Source organism: Amycolatopsis sp. NPDC021455 (assembly GCF_040640995.1).
GTDB lineage: Bacteria > Actinomycetota > Actinomycetes > Mycobacteriales > Pseudonocardiaceae > Amycolatopsis.
The window spans coordinates 15,703-40,750 of sequence record NZ_JBFACT010000056.1 but is presented as its reverse complement, the minus strand read 5'-3'; the positions used below and the strand labels follow the sequence as shown (position 1 = coordinate 40,750).

The window sequence follows — 25,048 nt, the reverse complement described above, 5'->3', positions numbered from 1 at the left end:
TTCTGGCATGAAACGGACAGCATCGATCGCCCTCGACGGCTTCGGCGTGCCCGAGTCCCTGCGCTGGCACGACGGCGCCCTGTGGTTCTCCGACCTTGCGCACGGCACGGTGCACCGCTGGAGTGGGACCGGGAAGGCCGAGACGGTCATCGAGGTGCCAGGCCGCGCAGGCGGGCTCGGCTGGCTGCCCGACGGGCGGATGCTGGTCGTGTCGATGGACGGCGGCTGCGTCTACCGCCTCGAGAACGACGGCGACCTGGTCGAGCACGCGGACCTGCGCGACATCGCCGAAGGCCCGGTCAACGACATGCTCGTCGACCCGGCCGGACGCTGCTACGTCGGCAACTTCGGCTTCGACTACCACGCTTTCAACCGCGAACACCCGAATTCGATGCTCTATGCGCCGCCAGGACCGCCGAAGGCGCCGATCGCCGTCTTCGACCTGGAGGGTCGACTGCTCGGCCTGTCGGAACCGGCGTTGTTCCCCAACGGCTTCCTGCTCACCGCGGACGGCACGACGTTGGTCGCCGCGGAAACGCTCGGCCTGCGCATCACGTCGTTCCCGATCAAGGAAGACGGGACGCTCGGCAGCCCGCAGCCGTGGGGCTCGCTCGTCTCACCGCTGCTGTGGCGCCTGGTCACCCATCCCGGACTGCCCGGGCGGATCACCCGCCGGATCTCGGCGCTCTTGGATCATCCCGCGATCGCCAAGAGGTCCTCCTCGCCGATCGCCCCGGACGGGCTCGCGTGGGACTGCGACGGGCAAAGCGTGTGGGTCGCGAACGCGCTGCGCGGCGAGTGCGTCCACGTGGCCCGGGGCGGTCGCGTTCTCGGCCGGGTGGTGACCAGCCAGCACACCTTGAGCTGCCTCGTCGCCGGGGACGACGGTCGCACGCTGTTCGCCGCCACGGTCCCGACCGACGACCCGATCGACGCCGCCAAGCTCGACGGCGGCCGCATCGAAATCTTCCAGCTGTAATCAGGAGAACGCCATGCGCAGAAAGCCCGAAACCGACCGCGTTGTCCTGGTGACCGGAGCCGCCACCGGCATCGGCGCCGCGATCGCCGAAGCCGCGATCACCCGCGGACACCGCGTCCTGCTCACCGACATCGACGCCGACGCCGTTCAGGAAACCGCCCGCAGACTGGGCACGCGGGCCGCCGCGTTCCGGCTCGACGTCCGCGACGCAGCGAGCTGGGCCAAGGCGTTCGACACGGCCGAGGCCACGTTCGGCCCGGTCGACGTCCTGGTCAACAACGCCGGGATCATCCACACCGGACACGCCCGCGACCTCAGTCTCCAGCAGCACCGGGACATCGTCGAAGTCAACCTGCTCGGCACCATGACCGGCATCCACACCGCGCTGCCCCGCATGACCGCACAGGGACGCGGACACCTCATCACGATCTGCAGCATGACGTCGTTCCTGGCGCTGCCCGGCTACGCCACCTACGGCGGCACCAAGCACGCGATCCGAGCCTTCCACCACGCCGTCGCCCTCGAAGAACGCCACGGCCCGCTGCACTTCACGATCCTGCACCCACCGTCCACCCGGACCAAGATGCTCGAACAGGAACTGGCCGACCCCACCTCGGTCACCGCCTTCTCGGAAAAGTCGACGTCCCCGGAACACGTCGCCCGGATCGTCGTCGACGCGATCACCACCAAGCCCGTGGAGATCGTCTTCCCGCCGCTGGCCGGCCGCGTGCAGCGGATCGCCGGTGCCCTGCCCCAGATCATCCGCTGGCTCATTCCCACTGTCGAAGCTGCCGGAAAACGCAAACGACAGCAGCTGATCGACAGCGGCAAGACCCACCTCTTCACGGTGCCCGGAGGACCGAAATGACCCGCATGGCCCAGCTCGCGAAGGCGACCGAACACCTGGACCCGCCGTTCGCCGTCGTCGATCTCGACGCGTTCGACAGCAACGCCGCCGAGCTCGCGCGCCGGACCGGCGGCGCCGCCACCATCCGCCTGGCCAGCAAGTCGGTCCGCAGCCGTCAGCTGATCCAGCGCGTGACCGCACGTCCCGGATATCACGGCATCCTCGCGTTCACCCTGCCCGAAGCCCTGCTGCTGGCGGCCGACCACGAGGACGTCGTCATCGGCTACCCGACCGCCGACCGCGACGCGCTCCGCAAGCTCGCCGGCGACGAACAGGCCGCCGCGCGAATCACCCTGATGATCGACTCCATCGAGCACCTGGACTTCGTCGACGACGCCGTCGGACCCGGCCGCCCGGACATCCAGGTCTGCATCGACCTGGACGCGGCGCTGGAACTGCTCGGCGGCCGCATCCACCTCGGGCCGTACCGCTCCCCGGTGCACAGCCCGCAGGACGCCGCGACGCTGGCGAGGGCGATCAGCGACCGGCCCGGCTTCCGCCTCGTCGGCGTCATGTCCTACGAGGGCCAGATCGCCGGACTGGGCGACAACCAGCCCGGCTCGCCACTGAAACGCGCGGCCCTGCGGGCAATGCAGCGTCTCTCCGCCAGGGAACTCGCCGACCGCCGCGCCGCCGCGATCGCTGCCGTCGAGGAAATCGCTCCCCTGGAATTCGTCAACGGCGGCGGCACCGGCTCCATCGAACAGACCTCCGCCGAACACGTCATCACCGAAGTCGGCGCCGGATCCGGGCTCTACGGCCCGGGCCTGTTCGACTTCTACCGCCGCTTCCGGCCCCACCCGGCCGCTTTCTTCGTGCTCCCCGTCGTCCGCCGTCCCACCGCGAAGATCGCCACACTTCTCGGCGGCGGCTGGATCGCCTCCGGTCCCATCGGTGCCGACCGGCAACCGACCCTGACCTGGCCCACCGGACTCCGGTTGACCCCGCTCGAAGGAGCCGGGGAAGTCCAGACCCCCGTCCTCGGCGAGGCAGCGCACGGATTACGCCTCGGCGACCACGTGTGGCTCCGCCACGCCAAGGCCGGCGAACTGTGCGAACGCGTCAACGTCCTCCACCTCGTGTCCGGCGCAGTTGTGGTCGACCAGGTCCCCACCTACCGCGGCGAACGCCACGCCTTCCTCTGACCCGCCGCCCCCGGAGGTCCGATGTCCACCGAGTTCACCCCGCCCGTTCCCGCCATCATCCCCGCCGGACAGCTGCTCGACAGTCCGGTGTCCCGCCGCTGGACCGCACGCTACAGCCTGGTCTGGTTCGGCTACTGGATCGCCAGCCTCGTCCCTCTGCAACTGCTGCTGCCCCAGCAGTTGCAGGACATCGATCCCGGGTCCAAGGTCACCGCTTTCGCCGTGGTCAACGGGATCTCCGGCCTGGTCACCCTCATCGCCCTGCCCATCTGCGGTGCGCTCTGCGACCGCTCCCGCAACCGCTTCGGCCGGCGCCGCGTGTGGCTGAGCGGCGGCGTGCTCGCCTTCGCCACCGGCGTGGTCGTCACCAGCGTGCAGACCACGGTCACCGGGGTGACGATCGCGTGGTCGGCGACCATGCTCGGAGTCAGCGCCGCCACGGCCGGGCTCACCGCCGTGATCGCCGACCGGGTCCCCGAACGCCAGCGTGGCCTGATCTCCAGTGCCATCTACGGTCCCCAAGCCCTCGGCGTCGTCGTCGGCATCGCCCTCGTCGCCGCCTTCGACCTCTCCCCCGAACGCGGCTACCTCGTCGTCGCCGCCCTGCTCGTCGTCTGCACGCTGCCGTTCGTGTTGTCCTATCGCGACGTCGTGCACTCCGCAGAGCCAACGCTCAAGCTGCGCACGGTGGTGGCGTCTCTCGGCCGATCACTCAAGCATCGCGACTTCGCCTGGGCGTTCGGCGGACGCGTCCTGGTCAACCTCGCCAACTCACTGGGAACCTGCTACTCCCTCTACTTCCTCATCGACGGCCTCAAGGTCGCCGACCCCGAAACCAGCCTCCTGCTCGTCACCGTCATCTACCTCGCCGCCGGACTCGCCGCCACCACCGTCGCCGGCATCCTGTCCGACCGGCTCGGCCGCCGGCGCGTCTTCGTCGCCATCACGGCATTCCTGCAAGCCTTGGCCGGATTCCTGCTCGCGGCATTTCCCAGCATGACGATCTACTTCGTCTCCTCCGCGCTGATGGGCGGCGGCTTCGGGGCCTACATGGCCGTCGACCAGGCCCTCATCACCCAGGTCCTCCCCGACGCCGAAAGCCGCGCCAAGGACCTCGGCATCATGAACATCGGCGCCCTCGTCCCGCCCGCCCTCGCCCCCTTGCTGGCCAGCCTCTTCATCACCTCGGGCATGGGATATCCGGCCCTGTTCACCGCCGTCGGCATCGGCGCCACCATCGGCGCCGCGCTCACCTACCGCGTGCGCTCAGTGCGCTGACCGAAGAAAGACGGAACGTCCATGACATTCACCGATCTCAAAACCGTGGCCGACCTGCCGGCGATGGCCGACTTCGTGGACGGCGACGACTGGTCACGCGACATCCGCGAGACCGCCCGGCAACTGGCGCACCGGGCCGGAAAAGGCCTTCTCCGCGGACCCGAGAACATCATCATCGTGTCGCGCAACCACGACGCCCGGGAACTGGCCGCGAACCCGGACCTGGGCAACATGCCGACCGAAATCCTGCTCGCGGTGGCCACCGCCCGTGACGTCGCCACACCGACGGCCTCGGATCTCGCCGGGTTCGAACAGTTCCTGCGGAACCAGATCTTCACCGCCAATCCCCCACTGCACCAGCCGAGCCGCAAGACCGTCGCCCGCCAGCTGATGCCCAGGGGCATCCAGCGGTTCATCCCGGCAGCCCAGCACCTCGCCCAGGAACTCGTCGACGACGCCACGAGCCGGGGCAAGATCGACTTCGTCCGGGACTTCGCCGGCCCGTTCGTCGCCCGGTTCTGGGCCGGGCAACTCGGGATGAGCGCCGACCAGGCAGCGCACGTCCACGAACTCACCGACGAGATGAGCCTGACGTTCCTGCTCGCCCGGACACCCGAGCAGACGCGGCGGCTGTATTCCGCCGTCTCGACCTACATGGACGTCGTCGGCACGGCAGTCCGGCGCGCCTGGGAGGCCGGAGACAACGAGCTGCTGACGGCCATGGCGGCCGATCTCGCGGAGATCGACGTCGAAGGCAAGCCGGAAGACATCGGCCGGCTCGTGGCGTCGAACTTCTTCGACGGCTTCCACACCGTCGGGATGGCGATCGCCAACGTCGCCTTCCGCCTGCTGAGCGACGAAGCGGCACACGCGCAGGTCCGGGCCGACCCGTCCCTGGTCACCAATGCCTTCTACGAAGGCACCCGGCTCGAGCCGCCACTGATCCTCACCCAGCGGCTGACGCTGCGGGACGTGGTGCACGACGGGGTGCTGATCCCGGCCGGAAGCCCGGTCGGCATGGTCTGGGCGGCGGCCAACCGCGATCCCGAGGTGTTCCCCGACGCCGACAGCTACCGGCTGACCCGCCCGATCCAGCACGGCACGACCTTCGGCGGCGGCGCGCATCTCTGTCCCGGCCGCAACGTCGCCCGCATGCTCACCGAGGTGGCGATCACCGCGTTGACCGCTCCCGGCGTCGATGTCGCGCTGGTCGGCGAGGAGCCCGACTGGGTGCCCCACTCGATCGTCCGGCAGCTGAGGGCACTGCCGGTCACGATCCGCCGGGCCGATCCTCGATGAAGACCATCGTCATCCTCGGCGCCGGCCAGGCCGGCGCCGAGCTGGCCTTCGCGCTCCGGCAGAACGGCCACGAGGACCGGATCGTCCTGGTCGGCGCCGAACGCCACCTCCCCTATCAGCGACCGCCCCTGTCCAAGGCTTTCCTGCGCGGCGACGTCGAACAGGACGCGCTGCCGATCCGAGCCGCGGAAACCTACGCCAAGGCCGGAATCGAACTCGACCTGAACACCACGGCGGCCGGGATCGACCGCCCGACCCGATCGGTTCTCCTGGCCGACGGGCGGAAACTGCGCTACGACAAACTCGCGCTGGCCACGGGCGGCCGTCCACGGCCGCTGCCGTTCGACACGGCCGACGTGACGAGCCGGTCGTTGCACGCGCTCGACGACGCGATCTCGCTCCGGCACGCCCTGGCGCCCGGAGGCCGGATCCTCATCGTCGGCGGCGGTTTCATCGGCCTCGAAGTGGCCGCAGCCGCGACCACGATGGGAATCGCCGTCACGCTGATCGAAGCCGCGCCACGGGTGCTGAGCCGGGCCTGCTCACCGGCGATCTCCGCGTTCGTCCACCGCGAGCACTGCGCGCACGGCGTCGACCTGCGGACCGGAGTGGCGGTCCGCGGCATCACCCGCCACGGCAGCACTGTGCTTGCCGAGCTCAGTGACGACACCACCGTCAGCGCCGACCTCGTGCTCACCGGTGTGGGCATCGTCCCGAACGACACCCTCGCCGCCGATGCCGGGCTGGCTGTCGACGACGGCGTGCTCGTCGACGCGATGGCCACGACGACGGATCCCGACATCGTCGCCGCCGGCGACTGCACCAGGCAACGGCACGGCTTCCTCGATCGGCAGGTGCGGCTCGAATCCCTGCAGAACGCCACGGACCAGGCCAGGATCGCGGCCAGGACGCTCTGCGGAAAGCCGGCGGACCCCGCCCCGCCGCCCTGGTTCTGGTCGGATCAGTACCACCACAAGATCCGGCTGGCCGGGCTTCCGGAACCAGACGACACAGCCGTGGTCCGCGGCGACCCGCTGTCGGATTCGTTCAGCGTCGTGTACCTGCGCGACGGCATCATCACCGGCCTGCACACGGTCAACCAGCCCCGGGAATTCGCCGCCGGCCGGCGGCTCATCGCAGCGCGGAAGGAATACCAGACATGCCCGTGATCCGGTTCGTCGAGGCCGACGGAACAACGCACGAAGTGGACGCAGTGGTCGGCCAGACCCTCAAACAAGCGGCACTCGACAATCTCGTACCCGGCATCATCGGGGACTGCGGCGGGTGCGCCTCGTGCGGCACCTGCCACGCCTACATCGACGAGAAGTTCCTGCCGGGTCTTCCCCCGGCCGATGACAACGAGGACATGATCCTCGACGGCGTACCCGCGACACGGGCTCACAACAGCCGGCTGGCCTGCCAGATCCCGGTGACCGCGGAGATGTCGGGAATGCTGGTGGAGATTCCGGAGACCCAGCTGTGAGCTCCCGGGGAGCTCAGCCGGTGGCCGCCGGAGTCGCGGTGACCAGGGCGAAGACGGCGTCGGTGAGGTTGGCCAGACTGCGCTCGGCCTGGTCCGGGTCGGGGTTGACCAGGTGGTCGAGCAGGAGACCGTCCACGGAAGCGGAAATGAGCTGCGCGAGATCACGCGGCGAGTGGTGAACGGTGTGCCCGGTGTGGTCCAGGGTCCGGCGGATAATCTCCTCGGTGGCTGTGAGGTGGTAGTCGCGCAGGGTGCGGCCGAGGTGCGTGGCCTCGGGCGTGCGCAGCGCGTAGAGGATCAGCTCGAACTGCAGGCGCTGGGTCACCAGGTCGCCGTCCAGCAGACCCCAGGCCGTGCGCACCAGCTCGTGGATCACTTCGCGGAGCGCGGGTGAGCCGTCGGCCGGTGCGGCCAGGCGCGCGGCGATCTTGGCGTTGTCCTCGCGCGCGCGGTCGATGAGGGACTCCAGCACCGCGGCGAGGATGTCGTCCTTGGTCTGGAACACGTAGTGCAGGGTCGCAAGCGACAGGCCCGCTTCGGCGGCGATACGGCGTGTGGTCGCGCCCGCCACGCCGTCACGGGCGATGACCGCAGCCGCGGCTTCGATGATCTGCGTGCGACGCACTACCGCGGGAACGTGAGCCACTGGACTTCCTCACCTGCAATCTGAGTCGATCGTCCGACTACAGCATAACCACTGCTCAGGGCGCAAGTAGTCCATCCAGTGATCCAGAACACTGACTTGGTCATTTGACTTAGACGGACGACCGACTCCATGATGGCGGCACCGCGGCGAGTACGCCGCCAGTCCGAGGAGAACCGCCATGACCGCCTGGAACCCTCAACCGCCGACCGCCGCTCCCCTCGCCCCGCCGGTCACGGGAACACCGATGCCCTACGCCGCTCCGGCGGCGTGCTTCTTCGATCCGGCCCATGGCTACGCCGCCGAGATGGTGGTCTGGCAGCCGCCGCGAGGAGTCCCCCGGCCGATCCCGGTCTGCTCGAACTGCCGGCAGGTGCTGATCACCGAAGCGGGGCAGCAAACGACGCCGCGCCGGGAACGGGGCGACGGAGGTTCGGACGTGGCCGAGATCGCGCTCGGCGCCGTCGGCGGGCTGGCCGGCGGCATGGTGCTGGGCTCGATGCTCGGCGACGACGAGCCCACCGATGACGACGAAGACGACGACTTGTTCTGACCGCCGCCAAGCCCGCACACGACCGAAGGAGAACGCAATGACCGACATGATCGCCGTGGCCTACCCCAACCGGGACATCGCCCAGCAGGCCCTGGCCGAACTCCACGCCCTGCACACCGAACACACGGTGGCCCTGACCGACGCACTCCTGCTCACCCGCGACGAAGACGGCGCGGTCAAGATCCACAACGAACCGAACCCCGTTGCCGCCGGCGCGGTGAGCGGGGCGATCTGGGGCGGCCTGCTCGGGCTGCTGCTCCTGCAGCCGGTGCTCGGTGCCGCCCTCGGAGCGGCGGTCGGCGGCGTGAGCGGCGCGGTCGCCGAAGACGACGACCTCCACCGGTTCGTCAAACAGCTCGGCGAGCGCCTGGCCCCGGGACGCGCCGCGGTGATCGCCCTGATCGCCGACGCGACCGCGGACAAGGCCCTGCCGCGCATGGCCCGGTTCGGCGGCGACGTCCTCCACACCTCCCTCAGCCACGACGACGAACTCCAGCTCAGCCGCGCCCTGCACCTCCAGCAGCAGACCGCCGGCTGAGGACCACGTGCCGCTGGTGGCGACACCAGCGGCACGACCGCCGGTCCCGCCGATTGCCCACTCCGAAGCGCTCGCACAGAGAAGGAACCCATCAGTGGCCCACGACCGTCACGGCAAGTCCGCCGATCCGGAGCTGCCGGTGCCGCGGAGCCTACGAATAAGTGCCGCACTCGCGTGGCGCTTTCTCGTAGTGGGCGTGGCGCTCTACGCGATCTTCTGGCTCGTCCAACAGCTCTCGGTCGTGGTCATCCCGCTGGCGGTCGCGCTGCTGCTCTCCGCGCTCCTCGCCCCGGCGGTCGCCCGCCTGGTCCGCTGGACCGTGCCACGCGGGCCGGCGACCGCGCTCGTGCTGGTCGCCGGGCTCGCCCTCCTGGGCGGCCTGCTCACCTTCGTCGTCAGCCAGTTCACCGACGGCCTGCCGCAGCTGACCGAGCAGCTGGGCACCAGCCTCGGCCGGATCCAGGACTGGCTGGTCACCACGCTGCACCTGCACCAGGACCAGCTCCAGCACGGCCTCGACGACTTCATCGGCTTCCTGCAGGAGCACGCAGACGCGATCACGTCGAACGCGCTGACCACCGCGGGCGCCGTGGGCGAGTTCCTCACCGGTGCCCTGCTCGCCCTCTTCATCACGATCTTCTTCCTGGCCGGCGGCGACGGGATCTGGGGCTTCCTCATGAAAGGCGTCCCCGCTGACATCCGTCCCCGTGTCGACGTGGCGGGCCGGCGCGGATTCGGGTCCCTGATCTCCTACGTGCGCGCCACCGCCGTGGTGGCCGTGGTGGACGCCGTGGGCATCGGCCTCGGACTGTGGATCGTCGGCGTACCACTGGCGATCCCGCTGGCCACGCTCGTCTTCCTGGCCGCCTTCGTCCCGATCATCGGGTCCGTGGTGGCAGGCACGGTCGCCGTACTGGTCGCCCTGGTCACCAACGGATTCGCCACCGCTCTCGTCGTGCTCGGCATCGTCATCCTGGTGATGCAGCTGGAAAGCCACATCCTGCAGCCGCTGCTGCTCAGCCGGGCCGTCAAGCTGCACCCCCTGGCCGTCGTGCTCGCCATCAGCGTCGGCCTGGTGGCCGGCGGCATCGCGGGCGCACTGCTCGCGGTGCCGCTGCTGGCCGTGCTCAACACCGGCATCCGGTCTCTTGTGGACGATCGCATGCCACCGTCCGAAGAGGACCCCGTCATCGAGGCCACCGTTCCGGAAGGCTGAGTCAGTCACCCAAGACCCGTCGCAGGTACTCGTTGCCGAAACGCCGATCGGGGTCCAGTCGTTCGCGCAACGCGGTGAACTCGCCGAAGCGTGGATACGCTGACGCCAAGTAGCCGGCGTCACGTGTGTGCAGCTTGCCCCAATGCGGGCGTCCGCCGTACGCGGTGAAGATGCTCTCCGCCGCGGCGAAGTACTCACGGAAGGGCATGCCCCGGTAGGTGTGGACGGCGATGTAGCCGCTCTCACGGCCCGACGCCGTGGAGAGGGTGATGTCGTCCGCGGGTGCCGTGCGCACTTCCACCGGAAAGCTGATCCGCAGGTTCGAACGGTCGACCATGGCCTTCACCTCGCGCAGGGCGCTGATCAGTGCCTCGCGCGGGAGGGCGTACTCCATCTCGAGCATCTTCACCCGGCGGGGAGATGTGAAGACCTTGTACGGGATGTCCGTGTAGCTGCGAGCGGAAAGAGCCCGGCTCGACACCCTCGCTATGGCCGGGACGGCGGCAGGCACGGCCCGCCCCAGCGAGTTGACTGCCTGGAAAACACCGTTGGCGAGAACCTCGTCCTCGAACCAGCCTTTGAACCGGCCCATCGGGGCGAGCGGACCTGTGCTGCGGTTGTTGCGCAGGGTGTTGCAGTTGCCGGTGTGCGGGAACCAGTAGAACTCGAAGTGCTCGTTGGCCGCGTGGAGTTCGTCGAAGGTCGCGGTGACCCTGTCGAACGTCATCGGTTCGTCGTGCGCGGTGAGGAGGAACAGCGGTTCCACGGCGAACGTGATGGCACTGACCACCCCGAGCGCGCCCAGCCCGATGCGGGCGGCGGCGAACACGTCCGGGTTCTCCTGCTCGGAGCACGTGAGCAACGAGCCGTCCGCCGTTACCAGTTCAAGGCCGCGAATCTGGGCCGCGATGGCGGCCGAGCTGCGGCCCGTGCCATGAGTGCCCGTATTGGTCGCGCCGGCAACGGTCTGCTTCATGATGTCGCCCATGTTGGTGAGGGACAGGCCTTCCCGGGCCAGGGCGACGTTCAGGTCCTCGAGCCGGGTGCCCGCTTCCACGGTCACGGTTCCGGCCTCCCGGTCGACAGCGCGAACGCCGGCAAGGCGGTCAGGCCGGATCAGCACGCCCTCGGTCGCGGCGGCGGCGGTGAACGAGTGGCCGCTGCCGACCGGCTTCACCGGCAGGCCGTCCTCGGCCGCCTCGCGCACAACGGCGCAGAGCTCGTCGACCGAGGCGGGCGCGACGTCCCGCACCGGGCGGGCGGTGACGTTCCCGGCCCAGTTCCGCCACACACTCCTGTTCGCGCGGTCCTTGCCCGCGTGCGCGCCATAGCGGGTCGTTGCCAAGTCCTGCTCCTTCCTCGGTCGGCTGGGCGGTGGTGCCGTTCGCGTATCTAGCTGTTCTCAGCCCCTTCACTCATGGCCAACAACGTCTCCTGGTCGCTCGTCCAAGTCAACTGTCCGACAGGAGATTGCCCTCATTTGTTACCTGGGGATTCACGGCCCCTAGACGGACGGGATAACTCGTGCGAGTCACTCGTTTAACTCAGCTGTTTGACTTCGTACGGCGGACAGGCTTAACTAGTGAGGTAACCGTTCGGCTGAATGGAGGCTGTGATGCACCAGAACGGGGCAAGCGTGGCCGGGAGCGTTGCGCAAGCTGTGCCGGTGGGGTGGTGACCGTGGCGGGCAGGACGGTGCGGCCCGAGCGGGGCAGCGCAACGCGGGAGCTGATCCTGGCCACAGCGGAGCGGCTGTTCGCCGAGAACGGCATGCACGCGGTGTCCAACCGGCAGATCGGTGAAGCCGCGGGGCAGGGCAACACCGGGGCGGTCAGCTACCACTTCGGCACGAAAGCCGACCTGGTACGGGCGATCGCCCGCAAGCACGCCGAGCAGATGGAGCACCTGCGGGTGTACATGATGGCCGACGTCACGGGCTCGGCCGGCTTGCGGGACTGGGTGGCGTGCTTGGTGCGCCCGTTCACCGAGCACCTGGCGGCGAGCAAAGGCCCAACCTGGTACGCCCGGTTCCTCATCCAGGTGGAGTCCGACCCCGTGCTGCACGACATCATGATCGAGGAGTTGCTCGCGTCGCCCTCGCTGCGGCCGCTGCTGGACCGGTTGAACGGGGCAGTGCCCGACCTGCCGGCCGTGGTGCGTGCGCAACGGTGGGAGATGGCTCGTCACCTGGTCCAGCAGATGTGCGCCGACCAGGAACGTGCGCTCGCACGGGAAACCCGGCAGGTCACCGGCTTTCCGGCGAGCTGGGAGGCCCTCACCACCAACCTGGTCGACGTGATCGTCGCGCTGTGGCAGGCCCCGGCAACCACACATCCGTCCACTGTGGAGAGGAAAACCGATGAAGGTTGAGATCGACGACGCCAAGTGCGTCGCCGCGGGGCAGTGTGCTGCTGGACGACCAGCCCACGCCGGAGTCGCACGCGGCGATCCGGGAGTCGGCGCTGGTGTGTCCCGCCGCGGCCATTCGCCTGATCGAGTCGTGAACCGGGTGGTGATCGCCGGCGCCTCGGCGGGTGGCCTGGCCACCGCGGAGGCGCTGCGCCGGCTGGGCTACGCCGGTGTGATCACGCTCGTCGGCGCGGAGAGCCGGCTGCCCTACGACCGGCCGCCGCTGTCGAAACAGATCCTGTCCGGGCAGTGGACGCCGGATCGGCTCGCGTTGCGCAGCCAGGCGGAGATCGACGCGCTGAACCTCGATCTGCGCCTGGGGGTGGCCGCGACCGGAGTGGACGTGACCGGGCGGACGGTGGCGCTGGCCGATGGCGACCACCTGCCGTATGAAGGCCTGGTCGTCGCGACCGGCGTCCGCCCGCGCCGTATGCGGGGCTCCGACGGCATTGCCGGGGTGCACACGTTGCGCACCCTTGAGGACGCGGTGGCGCTCAAGGCCCGGTTGCGTCCGGGGCGCCGGCTGGTGATCGTCGGTGCCGGGTTCGTCGGCGCCGAAGTCGCCGCCGTCGCCCAGAGCCTCGGCGTCGAGGTGACGATGCTCGAAGCCGCCCCGGTACCGCTGGGCCGGTCGTCGGCGAGGAGGTCGGCGGGTTCCTGGCGCGCGTCCACCTCGACCACGGGATCACACTGCGTACCGGAGTCACAGTCGCCCGCGTCCGCGATGAGGCAGGTGAGGTGTCGGGTGTGGAGCTCACCGACGGGACCGTCATCGCGGCGGACGACGTGCTAGTGGCCATCGGCTCGGTACCCAACACCGAATGGCTGGCCGGCAGCGGCCTCACCGTCCACGATGGACTCGTCGGTGACCGGTACTGCGCGGCTGCCCCCGGCGTGTACGGGGTCGGGGACGTCGCCCGCTGGGACAACCAGCTGTTCGGCACCACGATGCGCATCGAGCACCGCACCAACGCCGCCGAACAGGGCCTGGCCGTCGCCCACAACCTGCTCAACCCCGGCCGGCCGCGCCCGTTCACGCCCGTCCCGTACGTGTGGTCGGACCAGTACGACCTGAAGATCCAGTCCTACGGCGTCCTGCGCGACCACGACGAAGCCGCCGTCATCGACGGCGATGCGGACTCGCGGCGGTTCCTCGTCGCCTACCGCCGGCAAGACCGCCTGGCCGGGGTGCTCGCCGCCGGCGTGTCGCCGAAGGTCCTGCGCGGCTGGCGGGCCCTCATCGCCGCGGGCAGCACCTGGGACGCGGCCATGGCGAACGCCGCCGCCTGAAACTGCACCGGCTGCCGGCCCTGCGACCGGCCGTGCCGATCGAGGAGATCCAGTTCCGGCACGGCTTCGCCACCTACGGCGTCCACCGACTTCCCGTCACCTGGTAAAGGAGAACCACCATGACACGACAGGTCCTGGTCGTCATCGGCGCCGGCGGCATGGGGCAGGCGATCGCCCGCCGCCTGGGTTCCGGCAAGACCGTCCTGCTGGCCGACTTCAGCGACGCCACGCTGAAGACCACCGGCGACACCCTCCGCGGCGAAGGCCACGACGTCACCACGCTGCACGTCGACGTGTCCTCGCGGGATTCGGTCGCCGAACTCGCTCGCCAGGCCGCGGCCCTGGGCAGCGTCACCCACCTCGCCCACACCGCGGGTCTCTCCGGCGCGCAGGCACCGGGCGAGCGGATCCTCGCGGTGAACCTGCACGGCGTCGCCCACGTCCTGGACGAGTTCTGCCAGGTCATCGCCCCCGGTGGAGCAGCGGTCGTCATCTCCAGCATGGCCGGCCACCTCGCACCACCCCTGACCCCGGAGCAGGAAGCCGCCGTGGCCCGCACACCCGTCGACGAGCTGCCGGGGCTCTCCCTCGCCCACCCGGAACTCGTCTACGGGGTCACCAAGCGCGCCAACCACGCCCAGGTCCGGGCCGCCAGCTCGGCATGGGGTGCACGCGGCGCCCGCATCAACTCCATCAGCCCCGGCATCGTCCTGACGCCCATGGCGCAGCAGGAGCTGTCGTCCCACCACGGCAACGCCATGCGCGCGATGATCGACGCCTCCGGCACCGGACGGCTCGGCACGGCCGACGACATCGCAGCCGCCGCGGCGTTCCTCCTCGGCCCCGACGCCACCTTCATCACCGGCACCGACCTGCTCGTCGACGGCGGCGTCGTCGCGGCCCTCCTCGCAGGCAAAGTCTAGCTGCCCGCTTGACGCGCCACCCCTCCAGCATCGTCCCACCTCGACAGCCGCTGCCCGCCGGCCGGCTCGAAGGAGAAATCCATGACCAGCGCGATTCCCGAATACGACCTCACCCGGGCGCCGGGCTGCCCGTTCGACCCGTCACCCACCCTGCGCGCACGCCACGCCGAAGGCCCGGTGACCCGCACCCGGCTGTGGGACGGCAGCACGCCCTGGCTGGTGACCGGCCACGCCGAGCACCGCGCGCTGCTGGCCGACCCGCGGGTCAGCGTCGACCAGTCCCGTCCCGGCATGCCGAGGGTCACCCAGGGCACCACACCGACCGAAGCCGAGATGGCACAGCTGCAGCAGATACTCAAGGACCGGCCCGCCCCCGGCCTCAGCTTCATCATGATGGACGAGCCCGAGCACACCAGGCTGCGGCGGATGGTCACCGCCACCTTCACCGCCAAGCGGATGGAGGCGATGCGGCCGGCCGTGCACAAGATCGTCGACGAGTTCATCGACACGATGCTCGCCGGCCCGAACCCGGCCGACCTGGTCGAGGCGTTCGCGCTTCCCGTGCCCTCACTGGTGATCTCCGAACTGCTCGGCGTCCCCTACAGCGAGCACGACCTCTTCCAGCGCAACAGCAAAGTCATCATCAGCCGTGCCTCGACCGCACTGCAACGCCTGCAAGCCCACCTCGAACTCGGCGAGCACCTCGACAGCCTGCTCGAAGAGAAGCTCACCAACCCCGGCGACGACCTGCTCCCCCCCTGGCCGAACGAGTCAAATCCGGCGACCTGCAACGCCAGGAAGACGCCTGTCTCGTGCCATTCGGTCAGGCCGCGCCAACAGGGTGGGCCCGTAGGCGCCGAACAGATTCACGGGACACAACTCGTCCGCGGTTCGCCTGCCACGGGGACGACGGGGTGTCGACATCCGATGCCTCCCCGCCGGCTAGCCACGGACATGGGCCGACTACCTACAGCGCAGACGGGTCATCCGAGCTGCGATGCGGCCATTCGGGTGTCGATCAGCTCCCAGCTCGTCATCAGTACCGGGCAACCGCGTTCCGCCCTCGACCCGAATCCGCCTCAAGCACCGAGGTGCACGATGACCAATACTGTGAACGCGGCCGCCCTGACATGTGCGGTTTCCCCGCGTCGAGCCGGCGTCCGGCGCGGCCGGCAGCCTGTCAGAAACCATGGGCTGAGGTTCGCGTTCTACGGTCGGATGTCCACGGTCGAGTTCCAGGACCGGGAGACGTCGTTCGGATGGCAGCGTGAGGTGGCCGAGGAGACGATCCGCGGGCACGGCGTGATCGTGGCGGAGTTCTTTGACGAAGGATGTTCACGTCGGCTTCCCTGGCGTCAACGGCCGGCCGCGGCGCAGCTGATGGCAGCCGCGGAGCAACCAAATCGTTCGTTCGACGCGGTCGTGATCGGAGAGTACGAGCGGGCATTCTATGGAGACCAGTTCAACGCCGTGCTAGCCACGCTCCGGGAGAACGGTATCCAGCTGTGGCTGCCCGAAGCGGACGGACCGGTCAACCGCGACGACCCCGTGCACCAGGCACTGATGCTCCTCCTCGGGTCCCAGTCACGTCGCGAGGTACTGCGGGCCCGGCACCGCGTGTTGGCGGCGATGCACGTCCAGGCCCGTGTTCAGGGCAGGTTCCTCGGCGGCCAGCCACCGTACGGCTACCGCCTCGCCGACGCCGGCCCACACCCGAACCGGGCCCACGCGAGCTGGGGTCGCCGCCTGCACCGTCTCGAACTCGATCCGGCCATCGCACCGTGGGTGCGGTGGATCTTCCAGCAACGAGCGACCGGGCGCAGCGTGGCCGGGATCGCGCGGGAGCTGAACGACCGGGGAGTCCCGTGTCCCTCGAGCGCTGACCGGGTTCGGAACCGACACCGGACAAAGCACGAGTGGATCGTCCGAACCGTCGTAGGCATCCTCGAGAACCCGAGGTACACCGGACGGCAGGTATGGAACCGACACGGCGCCAGAACACCCGGCCCAGCTCAGCAGGGTGCTTCAGTCCGGCCATCGGCGGCACGAGGTTGGGCCGAGTCGAAGAAGATGGCACATCCGGCGCTCGTGGACGAGGCCACCTTTGTGGCGATCCAGGGCATGCGCACGGCCCGACTCACCCAGGACGGCGACACCAGGAAGTACATCTTGACGGGACTCGTGCAATGTCAGCTGTGCGGACGTCGGCTCGACTCGCACTGGGTGAACGGCCGACCGGGCTACCGCTGCCGCCACGGCCACACCAGCGCCTGCAACCGCCCACCAGAGCACGCCAAGAACATCTACGTCCGCGAAGACCACCTACTCAACGATCTCCGCGCGCGACTCGCCGAGACCGTAGGCGACGACGGGTCCGCGATCGCCGACTACCTGAGATCGAACGACCTAACGATCATGTGCGGCGGCCCGACTCGAGAAGTCCAGGCATGCAGCCCACAATCCGCACTTGCCACGAGAGACGAGGCCGTCGGCGACCGGCTGCTGCTACTCTGACCCGTCCGCGACGCGCGACTCTATGGGGTAATTGAGTGTCCGAGCACATTAGTCACCCGCATACAGCTGCCTCGATGACTTCACGTAGTTTGCTGTGGACTCCGTCCCAGCTGGCTGATCCGCCACGAGCAGCAGTGGCCCGTTCTGGGCCAGCTTATGAGCAGCACTCGCAGCTTAGGTTCAGTACTGGGCAACGGAGCGTCGAACAGCGAGTACTGAGGGGTAAAGCCGACTGTGTGGTGGTCGCCCTTCTCCGGCATCCAGGCCTAGGAACACACTAGAACGGTGACCCATCACCATCGTGAGCGCTCACCAGCTGCACACCCCCCTTGCCGGCGACTGGCACAGCTCATATTCCAGCAGGAACCCCAGCTCATCAAACGTGACTGCCGTGCCGATCGAACAGCCTAGGCGCGAGCTGCTGCGCTGCTCGCATGCCGAGCCGACCCCGCCGACGAGACAGCGGCGTTACCTCGTGCAGGCTGCGTCGCGGTTCACTGGCGAGACAAGGTCCCAATCGGGTGGAGCAACCCACAGCGCAAGGGTAGTTGTCCCCTGAGCGACTCGTCTCCAACGGCCGAGTCGAAGCAGTTGCGAGGCAATCGCAACGAGTTCGTGCAGACGACCGAGGCGAACATTGATCGCGTGCGACCAGCCCAGGCAGGTATCAAGACTTGGTTGAGCCCACAGCTATGGTTAGAAGTGGTAGATAGCTAGCGTTGTCGAGCAGTGGGAGACTCAATGAGCGGGCAGGCGGCAGCGTCCGGATTCGAGTATCAGTTCCTGACCACGCTATCGTTCGCTCTACGCAGTCTGCTCGCCTCCGGCGGAGGGCTCACGGGGGTGATCGTCGATGCCCCAATATCTGACGACCCGCGGGCAGACCCGGAGATCGTCGACTTCGCATTGCTACAAGATGACCGCTGTGGTCTCGCAGCACAGGTCAAGGGGGGCGCACCGGGCAGCACCATGAGTGCAGTCGACGCTACGCGGGTGCTATTGCGGTTACTGACGCACGAGGCAGATAGATATGCGTTGATTACGAACAGACGGCCGAGCGCTGGGCTGTTAGAGCTAATCAAAGGCCTCCGAACCGCAAATCCTCGCGAGCGGATCGTCGCGCAGCTCTCCCGCACACCTGAACTTCGTCAAGACGTGCTCACCGCAAGTACCGAATGGAGTAATCGACTCGCCCGCGTACGGATCATAGTCGACGACCGCTCCACCGACGAACTACGGACGACCGTCCGCGAGCAGGTACGCGCAGCGAGACGGAAGGTCGATCCCGAGAGTGTCGGCTGGGACGCGGCAGGGCTGCTCACCGGTTACCTAGTCGCGGAAGTACTCGCCAAAGCCGCGGACCCGGATGGGCCTGTCCTCACTCGCGCAGCGTTGGAAGCCGCGCTTCGCGTCGATCGCAGGGTGTTGCAGTCGTTGATGTTGGAACGGGACTGGGCAGTTCCCCTGACACCGACCCCTCGGGTTACGGACATCGCCCGGCCGGAGATACTCGAACTGATGGGGCGCACTTTGCACACCCCGGTTACAGGCGATTCAGTTCCGGTATGCGTGTTGACTGGGCTATCCGGCATCGGCAAGACAGGTGTTGCCACAGCATGGGCGGAGGACCGAGCGGATGCGTACGCCATCGTCATATGGGTCGAAGCCGCCACGACAGCGCAGATCGAGGCGTCATTCGCACAGGCGGCAGCCTCGCTTGCTGGAACTTCGCGGGGGTCGGGGCAGACTGTGCGTGACGTCGTCCGCCTTGCTCTGGCGCGTTCGGCCAGGCCGTGGCTAATAGTTTTCGACAACGCCCCCAGCCTGCGCGCTGTCGCGGATTGGCTCCCAGCAAGCGGCATCGGCCATGTTGTGGTGACCACGGTCGACCCGACTACCGTGAGTGGCCCGCACATCAGCACTGTCGTAGTCGGTGCGATGACCGAAGACCAGGCATTAGCTTTGCTCGCAGCGCGGCTGCTGCCGAATCGGGCCGCCACGAATGCAGAATCCACTGTGATGCGACGGCTGGCTGTTCGACTACAGCACTGGCCGTTGGCCCTTGAATTGGCTGCCACCTACCTCAACGACTGCCTCGGCGGTCTAGCCGGAACTGCAGCCTACGAATCTTTGGTGATGCGTTCATTGGACGATGATGATTCAATACCACACGGTTACCCGCATACGCTAGTCCAGGCTATCCAAATATCTTGGCAGCGTATGGTCTCCAGGCGTTCGCCGGCCGAGCAACTCGCCGTCCAGGTCCTTCGGCGAGCCAGCCTACTCGCTCCGCGCAAGATCCCGCTCCACGTACTGTTGAGCGCGTGCCTTCTCGAACCTCGAGCATTGCTCGACGACGACGTTGTGCGGGGCCCCAGAGTGTATGGCGGCGAGGAACCATCCCTTGGCGAAGTGGTCAGAGCAATGCGTCGACAATCCCTTGTAATCACCGACACGCCATTATGGAACCGAGAGACCCGCGTCCCACCGGATTCGACAGCCTTTACCATCGGCGTGAACGAGATCGTCCAATCCATCCTGCGCGAGGATTTACATCGAGTCGGCGATTTCGACACGGCACTCACCGGAATTGCTTTCCATATCCAGTACTGGCTCTCGTTCTATATGGACGAAGAGAAATATTCTGTTGCAATGTCGCTCCTTTCTCACGCAATTACCGCAGCAGAGCACGCATTGCGTGCCAACTCTCAAGATTACAGCGTTGCCCTACTTCTCGGAAACACTGCACGAATGCTCGACATCGCCGACATTCAAAACTTGGCCACCCAATATCTTCGAGCCGAGATGAGAATCCTGAACCACAGTCGCAGTGATCAATCACTACTCCTAATTCAGACTGCAGCCAACCTCGCATCCGTTCTATACCATGGCACGGAACGCCCACGCGATGCCGCTGAAGATATAGCAGAGGCACTTGAACAACTCATTGCGCATATCTCCTTAGCATATGAAGCAGACCAAGAGGTCACCGCACATACAGTCCGTGTTGCACTGACCGCCGCAACCAACCTCATCCATGACGGAAGAGGAGCGACGCCACGGATCGAAAATCTACGTATCGCACTTGAACAGTACTGCACCATGATGCCCACAATAGGACGGCCCGACCTAACCAAAGAGGTCCCTGAAATCAACATGCTCATCAAGAGCAATGACTATCACGAGGCGTTATCGCGCATCAACGACTTGATTAATACACCCGGCCTCGTCAGCCTTGAGCGCACTCAACTATTCCGACTTCGACTTGAGTGCCTCGTTTGGAGCGGAGACTGGGAGCCGGCTCTCCGAGAGCTACAACTGTTCATTGAAGCGGCAGCCACCAACGCTCTGAGAGCAGGCGAAGCAGCGGATGTCTCGCGCAATGTAGCGGTTGCCTCCTTGATGGCACTCACTGGCTACAACGACCTTGCTGCGACTACTTTGGACGGAGCATTGACAGTCGCTGATCATATCGAGAGAAATGGCGGTTCATTACAGGCTCACGACAAGGTCGTCATCGACTTGTTCCGCTGCTTGCGAGCTGTACTGTCAGGAAATGTGAGACTTGTTCGCAACACTTTGGCGCAGCTCGACCTACACGAACTAGCGAAACAGCCGTTGTCCGCACTACATATTCTCCATAGCTTGCTTGGTCGATGGGCACAAAGGGCGCCATATTGGACCCCCAACGACACCCAAAAAGCCAGTGGCGAACTTCTGAGCTACGAAGACGCCCTGAATGTTACTAGAATTACTCCACTGCCATCGAGACCTCTCATGGCTGCGGCAGTCGCCCAGGCTTGCGTCGGGGTCAGCGACACAGTCGATAGCCAACGAGCTGCAGCCATCGATCTGATGCGTGTGCTCGAATTAATGGGCTTCGACGCGGAGGTCATTCGAACCTCTTGCACGCTGCGTCCCGGCCACAATCGAGAACGGGTCGTAGTCGAACGCGATCCCCACCATGTTGTGTTCTCAAAATACTTTGGGCGGCTCGTTGATCCCGGAGCTGCCAGCATAGCGGCATCAACTGATGCGCTGCCCGATCCGCCACAGCCAGGTCCGACAGTCTTGCCTATGGGAAGCCTCGAGCACTTACGCCGCGGCGCGGCGGCACTCACCGCTGGCAACGTTCTTCTGGTCTACCAAGGGGCCGCGCTCCTGACACAAGACCTCGCCGAACGGAACGATGACACTACTGCACGGACTGCCGCGACACCATTCATCATCGCGTTGAAGGCGGCGGTCGCATTGGCAGCCACAGGTGACCCGGAAACCCTAATAAGTGAACACCCAGCTCTGAAGGGCCTCATACCACCTGGCGCGACATGGGCGTAGTCCAGGGTGACGTCTAAGGGAGAAACACGCGGGCTGGCCTCGACGAGTCAACCTTCAACCCTGTCGAGAGAGTTCTATTCGGCTGACTAGCTCTAAAAATGGCAGAGATTACTAGCAGTCTGCATATAAGAATCTGCCGGAGACGCGTCTGCTACTACCGGTCCTCGAAGTGCATATATGTCTCGAATCCGAACCGGGCGACCCGCTTCGCCCACTTCTTGTAGTCAGTTACTCTCGCATCGCGCAGCTCGACAAGTCCGTCGATTGGCAGAACGGAAGCCAGCGCAGCCACAACGTCGCCGTCGTCGGGCAAGGCATGAACCTGCTGTAGCACTTCCTTGGCCTCTTCCGGCTCCCGCACGAGCACCGCAAGCAGTACCGCGGCGGGCCGGTGGGCGTGCAGGGCGAATTCGCCAATCTGATTGGACGGCACAGATAAGCGCAGCAGCCGATAAAGGTTGCTGAACTTCTTGACCGATCGCGGCGTCGGCAAGAACCCGCTTAATTCGGCAAGGAAATCCTGCTCAGCCATAGTGATCAGGAGTTGCTCCGGGTCGAGTTCCGCGTCGTCAACTTCGTTTCCGCCCTCGGGTATCGCAGATGCACCATCAGGCGATGGATCCTCCGCCTGAGCAGACGGTTGTTCTCGTTCGTCCGGGTCCGTCGACACCGAAACGTCTTCCTCCGTCGGTTCCACGGCCGCGACCAGAGGTGGTTCGTCTTTGCTTTTCCCATTAGGGAGATCAAGAGAGGCGGGCAGTAGATCTCGCATGTAGCGCCCCGCGTGGTTCCCCATGGGACGGATGGCGAACGGGATGTGAAATATCTTGTCCAGGTACTCCAGCGGGGCAACCGGCTTCTCGTCAACTGCAATGTCCGTTGCGAACGATGTCGTGACGTGCTTCCTGATCGACGCGGTTAGCCATCGCGGATCAACCGCGACGACCACCATAAACAGGTCCATAGTGAGCAGCAGGTTCACCGCTTGCAGCACGTCCATCACGCGGTCGGGCGGACAGCGGTCGAGATCGTCTACATATAGCACAATCCGTTCCAGCGGCGGCGCACCGATATCTGCCTTCCAAGCTTTACGAGCTTCCACGAGGGCTTGATCGAGTTGCCGGAGGTCGCGGTGGATTCGGCCGACCAGGCCGCGAAACGCCTCGTAGCGGGCGGAGTCCGCGAGATCCGCGAGCAACGACGTGAGCCGGCGGTCAGGGGCGATGCGGTCTAACTCCAGCTCACAATCATGGATCTTCCGCTCGATGCCGGTTTTCTCCTCGACCAGCTTCTTATGCGCCTGTTCGGTCCACTCCGCCATCTTCTGCTTTATAATTCGGACAGGGCCTAGCACCGTACCGGCGACCGAGATCAACCCTCCCGCTGCCGCGATCAGGTCCTTGCCGAAGTGAACTCCGAGGACGATGCCGACAATGCCACTGACAATCACAATTACCGTGAGCCAGGCCCGGAGTCGCCGCAATTCGTGCAGCAGTCCTTTGGTCGCCGCTGCCGCGATACGCGCGCTACGGAAAGGTGCGCGTAATGGCGCCAGCCACCCAGACCGGACGTCGACTCGGTCGATGGCGGCCAGGTTGGCCGAGATCCGTTCCTTCTCCGCCTTGTTCGTAGCGAGTTCGGTTTCCAGCTTGGCCCGCCGATCCGGATCGGCAACCGGCGAATCACCGGGGTGAGTGAGCCCCTGGAACAGGTGCTCGACGAGCCCGACCCAGAGGTGGTCGTCGCTGTAGTGCCAGGCGTTGAACCACACCTGGCGGACGTGTGAGACGAACGGTCCCTGCCCAGGTGTCCGCGCTGAGCGGGTAGCCAGCGCGTTCACTTGGCCGCTGAGCTGGCTCATGAAGCTCGACTTGCCGGCTCCCCAGTTACCCATGAGGGCGATGGACAGCGGCGGCGCAACCTCTCGAGCGCCTAGCAACAGCGCCATCTGCCGTACGTCTGCCGCCATGTCCAATGAGTCAGTGCTGCTGTGCTTATCGGTCGCGACGTTCGCGAACTGCTCGAACGCCGGCCCGTCCGAGCGGGCTGGCGGGAGTTCGTTGAGTGACCAGCGGACCAAGCCGCCGTTACCGGCGGCCAGACCGGTCGTGCCCGATGGGAGCGTAAGCACACAGTGCAATGGCGCGCCATGGTCTCCGAGCTGTTCCAGCTGTCCTCCGGTCTCCCGGTCCCACGCGACGACGCGTCCATCTGCCCCCACGGAGACGAGAACAGCGCCGTCAGCGGCATAGGTCACCGCGTTGGCGTAGCCGTCGTGCCCCGCCATCGGCTCTCCCAGCGGTTCACCGTCGGCGAGACGCCACCGGCACACCGTGCCGTCGTCGCTTGCGGAGGCGACCTCCAACCCGTCGGGAGCCATGGCGACCGCATTGATCTGCATGCGATGCCCACGCCAGTCCTTGCCTATCTGTTGGTCGTTGGCCAGGTCGTACTTGCGCAGAGCACCGTCGGCACCACCGGTGATGACATGGCTTTCGTCCGGGGTGACAGCAAAGGCATAGATCTCCTGCTTCGAAACCTTGATATGGTGGTCGCCTCTGGTCTCAACACCGGTGTCTAGTACCCATCTACGCAGTCTGCCGTCTGTTCCCGCGGAGAGCGCCGCCCTTCCGGCCGCGAGATAGCGGATCGCGGTAACGGCGCCGCCGTGTGCCTTGTCAATCCGGCCGGTTCGCCGTTTCTCGACCAGGTCCCATCGGCTGATGCCGCCATCGCGGTCGCCGCAAAGCGCTTCTCGGCCGTCATCGGTGATGGCGATCGAGACGATCCTTTCGTTGGTTTCGAGGAAGTCGAATCGCTCGGCGGTCTGGCTGATGAAGCGCTGCAGCACGCCATCAAGACTGCCTGACCATGCCTCCTGACCTGCCAGAGTCGTAGCCAGCGCGTCGATGGCCCGCTCATTGCCAACCGAGTCGGCGGGTTCCATCGGAGGCGGCTGGCGACTGGCCAGACGCCCGATTGCACGTTCGATTCCGTCGGCGTCCATAACCGAGAAGTAAGCCGTCGTATTGCCCGCGGTGGTCCGAAGGTCTGCGGTGAGATCAGCGTGACGCGGACTGGAGACCGGCGGCCCTGGATATACATAGATGACGGTCAAAGTGGCGGCCGGCTCGGCGAGGACCTGCTTGGCGCTGTTCAGCCGCCGCTCGAGGATTGTCGACGTGCCCTGTAGATGATCATCCAAGAATCCCTGCGCTGCCTTGATCAGCTTCGCGGTTCCCTTGGTGATGTGGCCGGTCTGCCCATCTGCCCAGGAAACGCCGATCAACCAGACCTGGGACGTGTCAGGCTTGATCACCACCGCATCGATTCCCAGGTCACCCGGCCCGTCGGTGATCGCGTCCAGCGCCTCGCGCGGCGAGCACCCAACCAGATCCGCGACAACCACAGCCGTCAGCACCCGCGAGGTGCCGTCCGGGCCGGTCAGCGCTTCACTGAGCAGTGCATCGGTCCTGACCAGGTCACGAAGGAGGTTCTCGACACCCCTACGTCGATCTTCGGGCACTCACGGT

Annotated in this window: 18 protein-coding genes and 1 pseudogene; 16 read left to right on the top strand and 3 right to left on the bottom strand. The window is 66.6% G+C overall.

The window, feature by feature from the left end; all coding sequences use genetic code 11:
* The first annotated feature begins 7 nt into the window (after nt 1-7).
* From AB0G28_RS37830 to AB0G28_RS37800, 7 genes are read left to right on the top strand one after another with little or no spacing between them, the layout of a single operon-like run.
* Nucleotides 8-979, top strand: a complete 972-nt coding sequence (locus AB0G28_RS37830) for an SMP-30/gluconolactonase/LRE family protein (protein ID WP_361100873.1) — start codon at nt 8-10, stop codon at nt 977-979.
* Between the two features lie 13 nt (nt 980-992).
* Entirely contained in the window at nt 993-1,847 is an 855-nt protein-coding gene (locus AB0G28_RS37825; protein WP_361100870.1) for an SDR family NAD(P)-dependent oxidoreductase, read from the top strand.
* Nucleotides 1,844-3,031 carry an amino acid deaminase/aldolase gene (locus AB0G28_RS37820; RefSeq protein WP_361100867.1) on the top strand — a complete coding sequence of 396 codons (1,188 nt, stop codon included), beginning with the start codon at nt 1,844-1,846 and terminating at the stop codon, nt 3,029-3,031. Before AB0G28_RS37825 ends, AB0G28_RS37820 begins: the two co-directional genes overlap by 4 nt.
* Nucleotides 3,032-3,052: 21 nt before the next feature.
* Complete coding sequence (locus AB0G28_RS37815; protein WP_361100864.1) at nt 3,053-4,309, top strand: MFS transporter; 1,257 nt, start codon at nt 3,053-3,055, stop codon at nt 4,307-4,309.
* A 21-nt stretch (nt 4,310-4,330) separates the two neighbouring features.
* On the top strand, nt 4,331-5,608 hold the full coding sequence (locus tag AB0G28_RS37810) for a cytochrome P450 (protein WP_361100861.1): 1,278 nt from the start codon (nt 4,331-4,333) through the stop codon (nt 5,606-5,608).
* Complete coding sequence (locus tag AB0G28_RS37805; RefSeq protein WP_361100858.1) at nt 5,605-6,777, top strand: FAD-dependent oxidoreductase; 1,173 nt, start codon at nt 5,605-5,607, stop codon at nt 6,775-6,777. The genes AB0G28_RS37810 and AB0G28_RS37805 overlap by 4 nt, the downstream gene beginning before the upstream one ends.
* Nucleotides 6,768-7,091: a 2Fe-2S iron-sulfur cluster-binding protein gene (locus tag AB0G28_RS37800; protein WP_361100856.1), complete on the top strand. Its 324-nt coding sequence runs from the start codon at nt 6,768-6,770 to the stop codon at nt 7,089-7,091. Before AB0G28_RS37805 ends, AB0G28_RS37800 begins: the two co-directional genes overlap by 10 nt.
* A gap of 13 nt (nt 7,092-7,104) precedes the next feature.
* Here AB0G28_RS37800 and AB0G28_RS37795 read toward each other — a convergent pair whose 3' ends face one another.
* Nucleotides 7,105-7,737, bottom strand: coding sequence for a TetR/AcrR family transcriptional regulator (locus AB0G28_RS37795; protein WP_361100853.1), 633 nt, complete (start codon nt 7,735-7,737; stop codon nt 7,105-7,107).
* 178 nt (nt 7,738-7,915) lie between these two features.
* Here AB0G28_RS37795 and AB0G28_RS37790 point away from each other — a divergent pair, with 178 nt between their 5' ends.
* The 3 genes from AB0G28_RS37790 (at nt 7,916) to AB0G28_RS37780 (ending at nt 10,041) form a co-directional block, all read left to right on the top strand.
* On the top strand, nt 7,916-8,287 hold the full coding sequence (locus AB0G28_RS37790; protein WP_361100850.1) for a hypothetical protein: 372 nt from the start codon (nt 7,916-7,918) through the stop codon (nt 8,285-8,287).
* 37 nt (nt 8,288-8,324) lie between these two features.
* Nucleotides 8,325-8,825, top strand: coding sequence for a DUF1269 domain-containing protein (locus AB0G28_RS37785; protein ID WP_361100847.1), 501 nt, complete (start codon nt 8,325-8,327; stop codon nt 8,823-8,825).
* A gap of 94 nt (nt 8,826-8,919) precedes the next feature.
* Nucleotides 8,920-10,041, top strand: a complete 1,122-nt coding sequence (locus tag AB0G28_RS37780; RefSeq protein WP_361100844.1) for an AI-2E family transporter — start codon at nt 8,920-8,922, stop codon at nt 10,039-10,041.
* A 1-nt stretch (nt 10,042) separates the two neighbouring features.
* Here the strand turns inward: AB0G28_RS37780 and AB0G28_RS37775 are convergent, their stop codons facing one another.
* A complete protein-coding gene (locus tag AB0G28_RS37775; RefSeq protein WP_361100841.1) occupies nt 10,043-11,386 on the bottom strand; it encodes a D-arabinono-1,4-lactone oxidase in 1,344 nt (447 codons plus the stop codon).
* A gap of 335 nt (nt 11,387-11,721) precedes the next feature.
* Here AB0G28_RS37775 and AB0G28_RS37770 point away from each other — a divergent pair, with 335 nt between their 5' ends.
* The 6 genes and pseudogenes from AB0G28_RS37770 (at nt 11,722) to AB0G28_RS37745 (ending at nt 21,515) form a co-directional block, all read left to right on the top strand.
* The gene (locus AB0G28_RS37770; protein ID WP_361100838.1) at nt 11,722-12,411 is read left to right on the top strand and encodes a TetR family transcriptional regulator; all 690 of its coding nucleotides are present in this window, start codon (nt 11,722-11,724) and stop codon (nt 12,409-12,411) included.
* Nucleotides 12,401-13,377: pseudogene (locus AB0G28_RS37765) on the top strand (NAD(P)/FAD-dependent oxidoreductase); the annotation flags it as partial. The gene AB0G28_RS37770 and the pseudogene AB0G28_RS37765, both read left to right, overlap by 11 nt.
* A 21-nt stretch (nt 13,378-13,398) precedes the next feature.
* Complete coding sequence (locus AB0G28_RS37760; protein ID WP_361100946.1) at nt 13,399-13,740, top strand: oxidoreductase C-terminal domain-containing protein; 342 nt, start codon at nt 13,399-13,401, stop codon at nt 13,738-13,740.
* Between the two features lie 119 nt (nt 13,741-13,859).
* On the top strand, nt 13,860-14,663 hold the full coding sequence (locus tag AB0G28_RS37755) for an SDR family oxidoreductase (RefSeq protein WP_361100835.1): 804 nt from the start codon (nt 13,860-13,862) through the stop codon (nt 14,661-14,663).
* A gap of 81 nt (nt 14,664-14,744) precedes the next feature.
* A complete protein-coding gene (locus tag AB0G28_RS37750; RefSeq protein WP_361100832.1) occupies nt 14,745-17,177 on the top strand; it encodes a recombinase family protein in 2,433 nt (810 codons plus the stop codon).
* A 741-nt stretch (nt 17,178-17,918) separates the two neighbouring features.
* Complete coding sequence (locus tag AB0G28_RS37745; RefSeq protein WP_361100829.1) at nt 17,919-21,515, top strand: hypothetical protein; 3,597 nt, start codon at nt 17,919-17,921, stop codon at nt 21,513-21,515.
* 154 nt (nt 21,516-21,669) lie between these two features.
* Here AB0G28_RS37745 and AB0G28_RS37740 read toward each other — a convergent pair whose 3' ends face one another.
* Nucleotides 21,670-25,041, bottom strand: coding sequence for a P-loop NTPase fold protein (locus AB0G28_RS37740; protein WP_361100826.1), 3,372 nt, complete (start codon nt 25,039-25,041; stop codon nt 21,670-21,672).
* Between the last annotated feature and the right edge of the window lie 7 nt (nt 25,042-25,048).

What these genes read in the sequence shown, in the direction of transcription:
- AB0G28_RS37800 (WP_361100856.1), top strand. Translation starts at nt 6,768, where the DNA reads ATGCCCGTGATCCGGTTCGTCGAGGCCGACGGAACAACGCACGAAGTG.
- AB0G28_RS37760 (WP_361100946.1), top strand. Translation starts at nt 13,399, where the DNA reads ATGCGCATCGAGCACCGCACCAACGCCGCCGAACAGGGCCTGGCCGTC.
- AB0G28_RS37785 (WP_361100847.1), top strand. Translation starts at nt 8,325, where the DNA reads ATGACCGACATGATCGCCGTGGCCTACCCCAACCGGGACATCGCCCAG.
- AB0G28_RS37825 (WP_361100870.1), top strand. Translation starts at nt 993, where the DNA reads ATGCGCAGAAAGCCCGAAACCGACCGCGTTGTCCTGGTGACCGGAGCC.
- AB0G28_RS37805 (WP_361100858.1), top strand. Translation starts at nt 5,605, where the DNA reads ATGAAGACCATCGTCATCCTCGGCGCCGGCCAGGCCGGCGCCGAGCTG.
- AB0G28_RS37810 (WP_361100861.1), top strand. Translation starts at nt 4,331, where the DNA reads ATGACATTCACCGATCTCAAAACCGTGGCCGACCTGCCGGCGATGGCC.
- AB0G28_RS37830 (WP_361100873.1), top strand. Translation starts at nt 8, where the DNA reads ATGAAACGGACAGCATCGATCGCCCTCGACGGCTTCGGCGTGCCCGAG.
- AB0G28_RS37750 (WP_361100832.1), top strand. Translation starts at nt 14,745, where the DNA reads ATGACCAGCGCGATTCCCGAATACGACCTCACCCGGGCGCCGGGCTGC.
- AB0G28_RS37790 (WP_361100850.1), top strand. Translation starts at nt 7,916, where the DNA reads ATGACCGCCTGGAACCCTCAACCGCCGACCGCCGCTCCCCTCGCCCCG.
- AB0G28_RS37815 (WP_361100864.1), top strand. Translation starts at nt 3,053, where the DNA reads ATGTCCACCGAGTTCACCCCGCCCGTTCCCGCCATCATCCCCGCCGGA.
- AB0G28_RS37755 (WP_361100835.1), top strand. Translation starts at nt 13,860, where the DNA reads ATGACACGACAGGTCCTGGTCGTCATCGGCGCCGGCGGCATGGGGCAG.
- AB0G28_RS37745 (WP_361100829.1), top strand. Translation starts at nt 17,919, where the DNA reads ATGAGCGGGCAGGCGGCAGCGTCCGGATTCGAGTATCAGTTCCTGACC.
- AB0G28_RS37820 (WP_361100867.1), top strand. Translation starts at nt 1,844, where the DNA reads ATGACCCGCATGGCCCAGCTCGCGAAGGCGACCGAACACCTGGACCCG.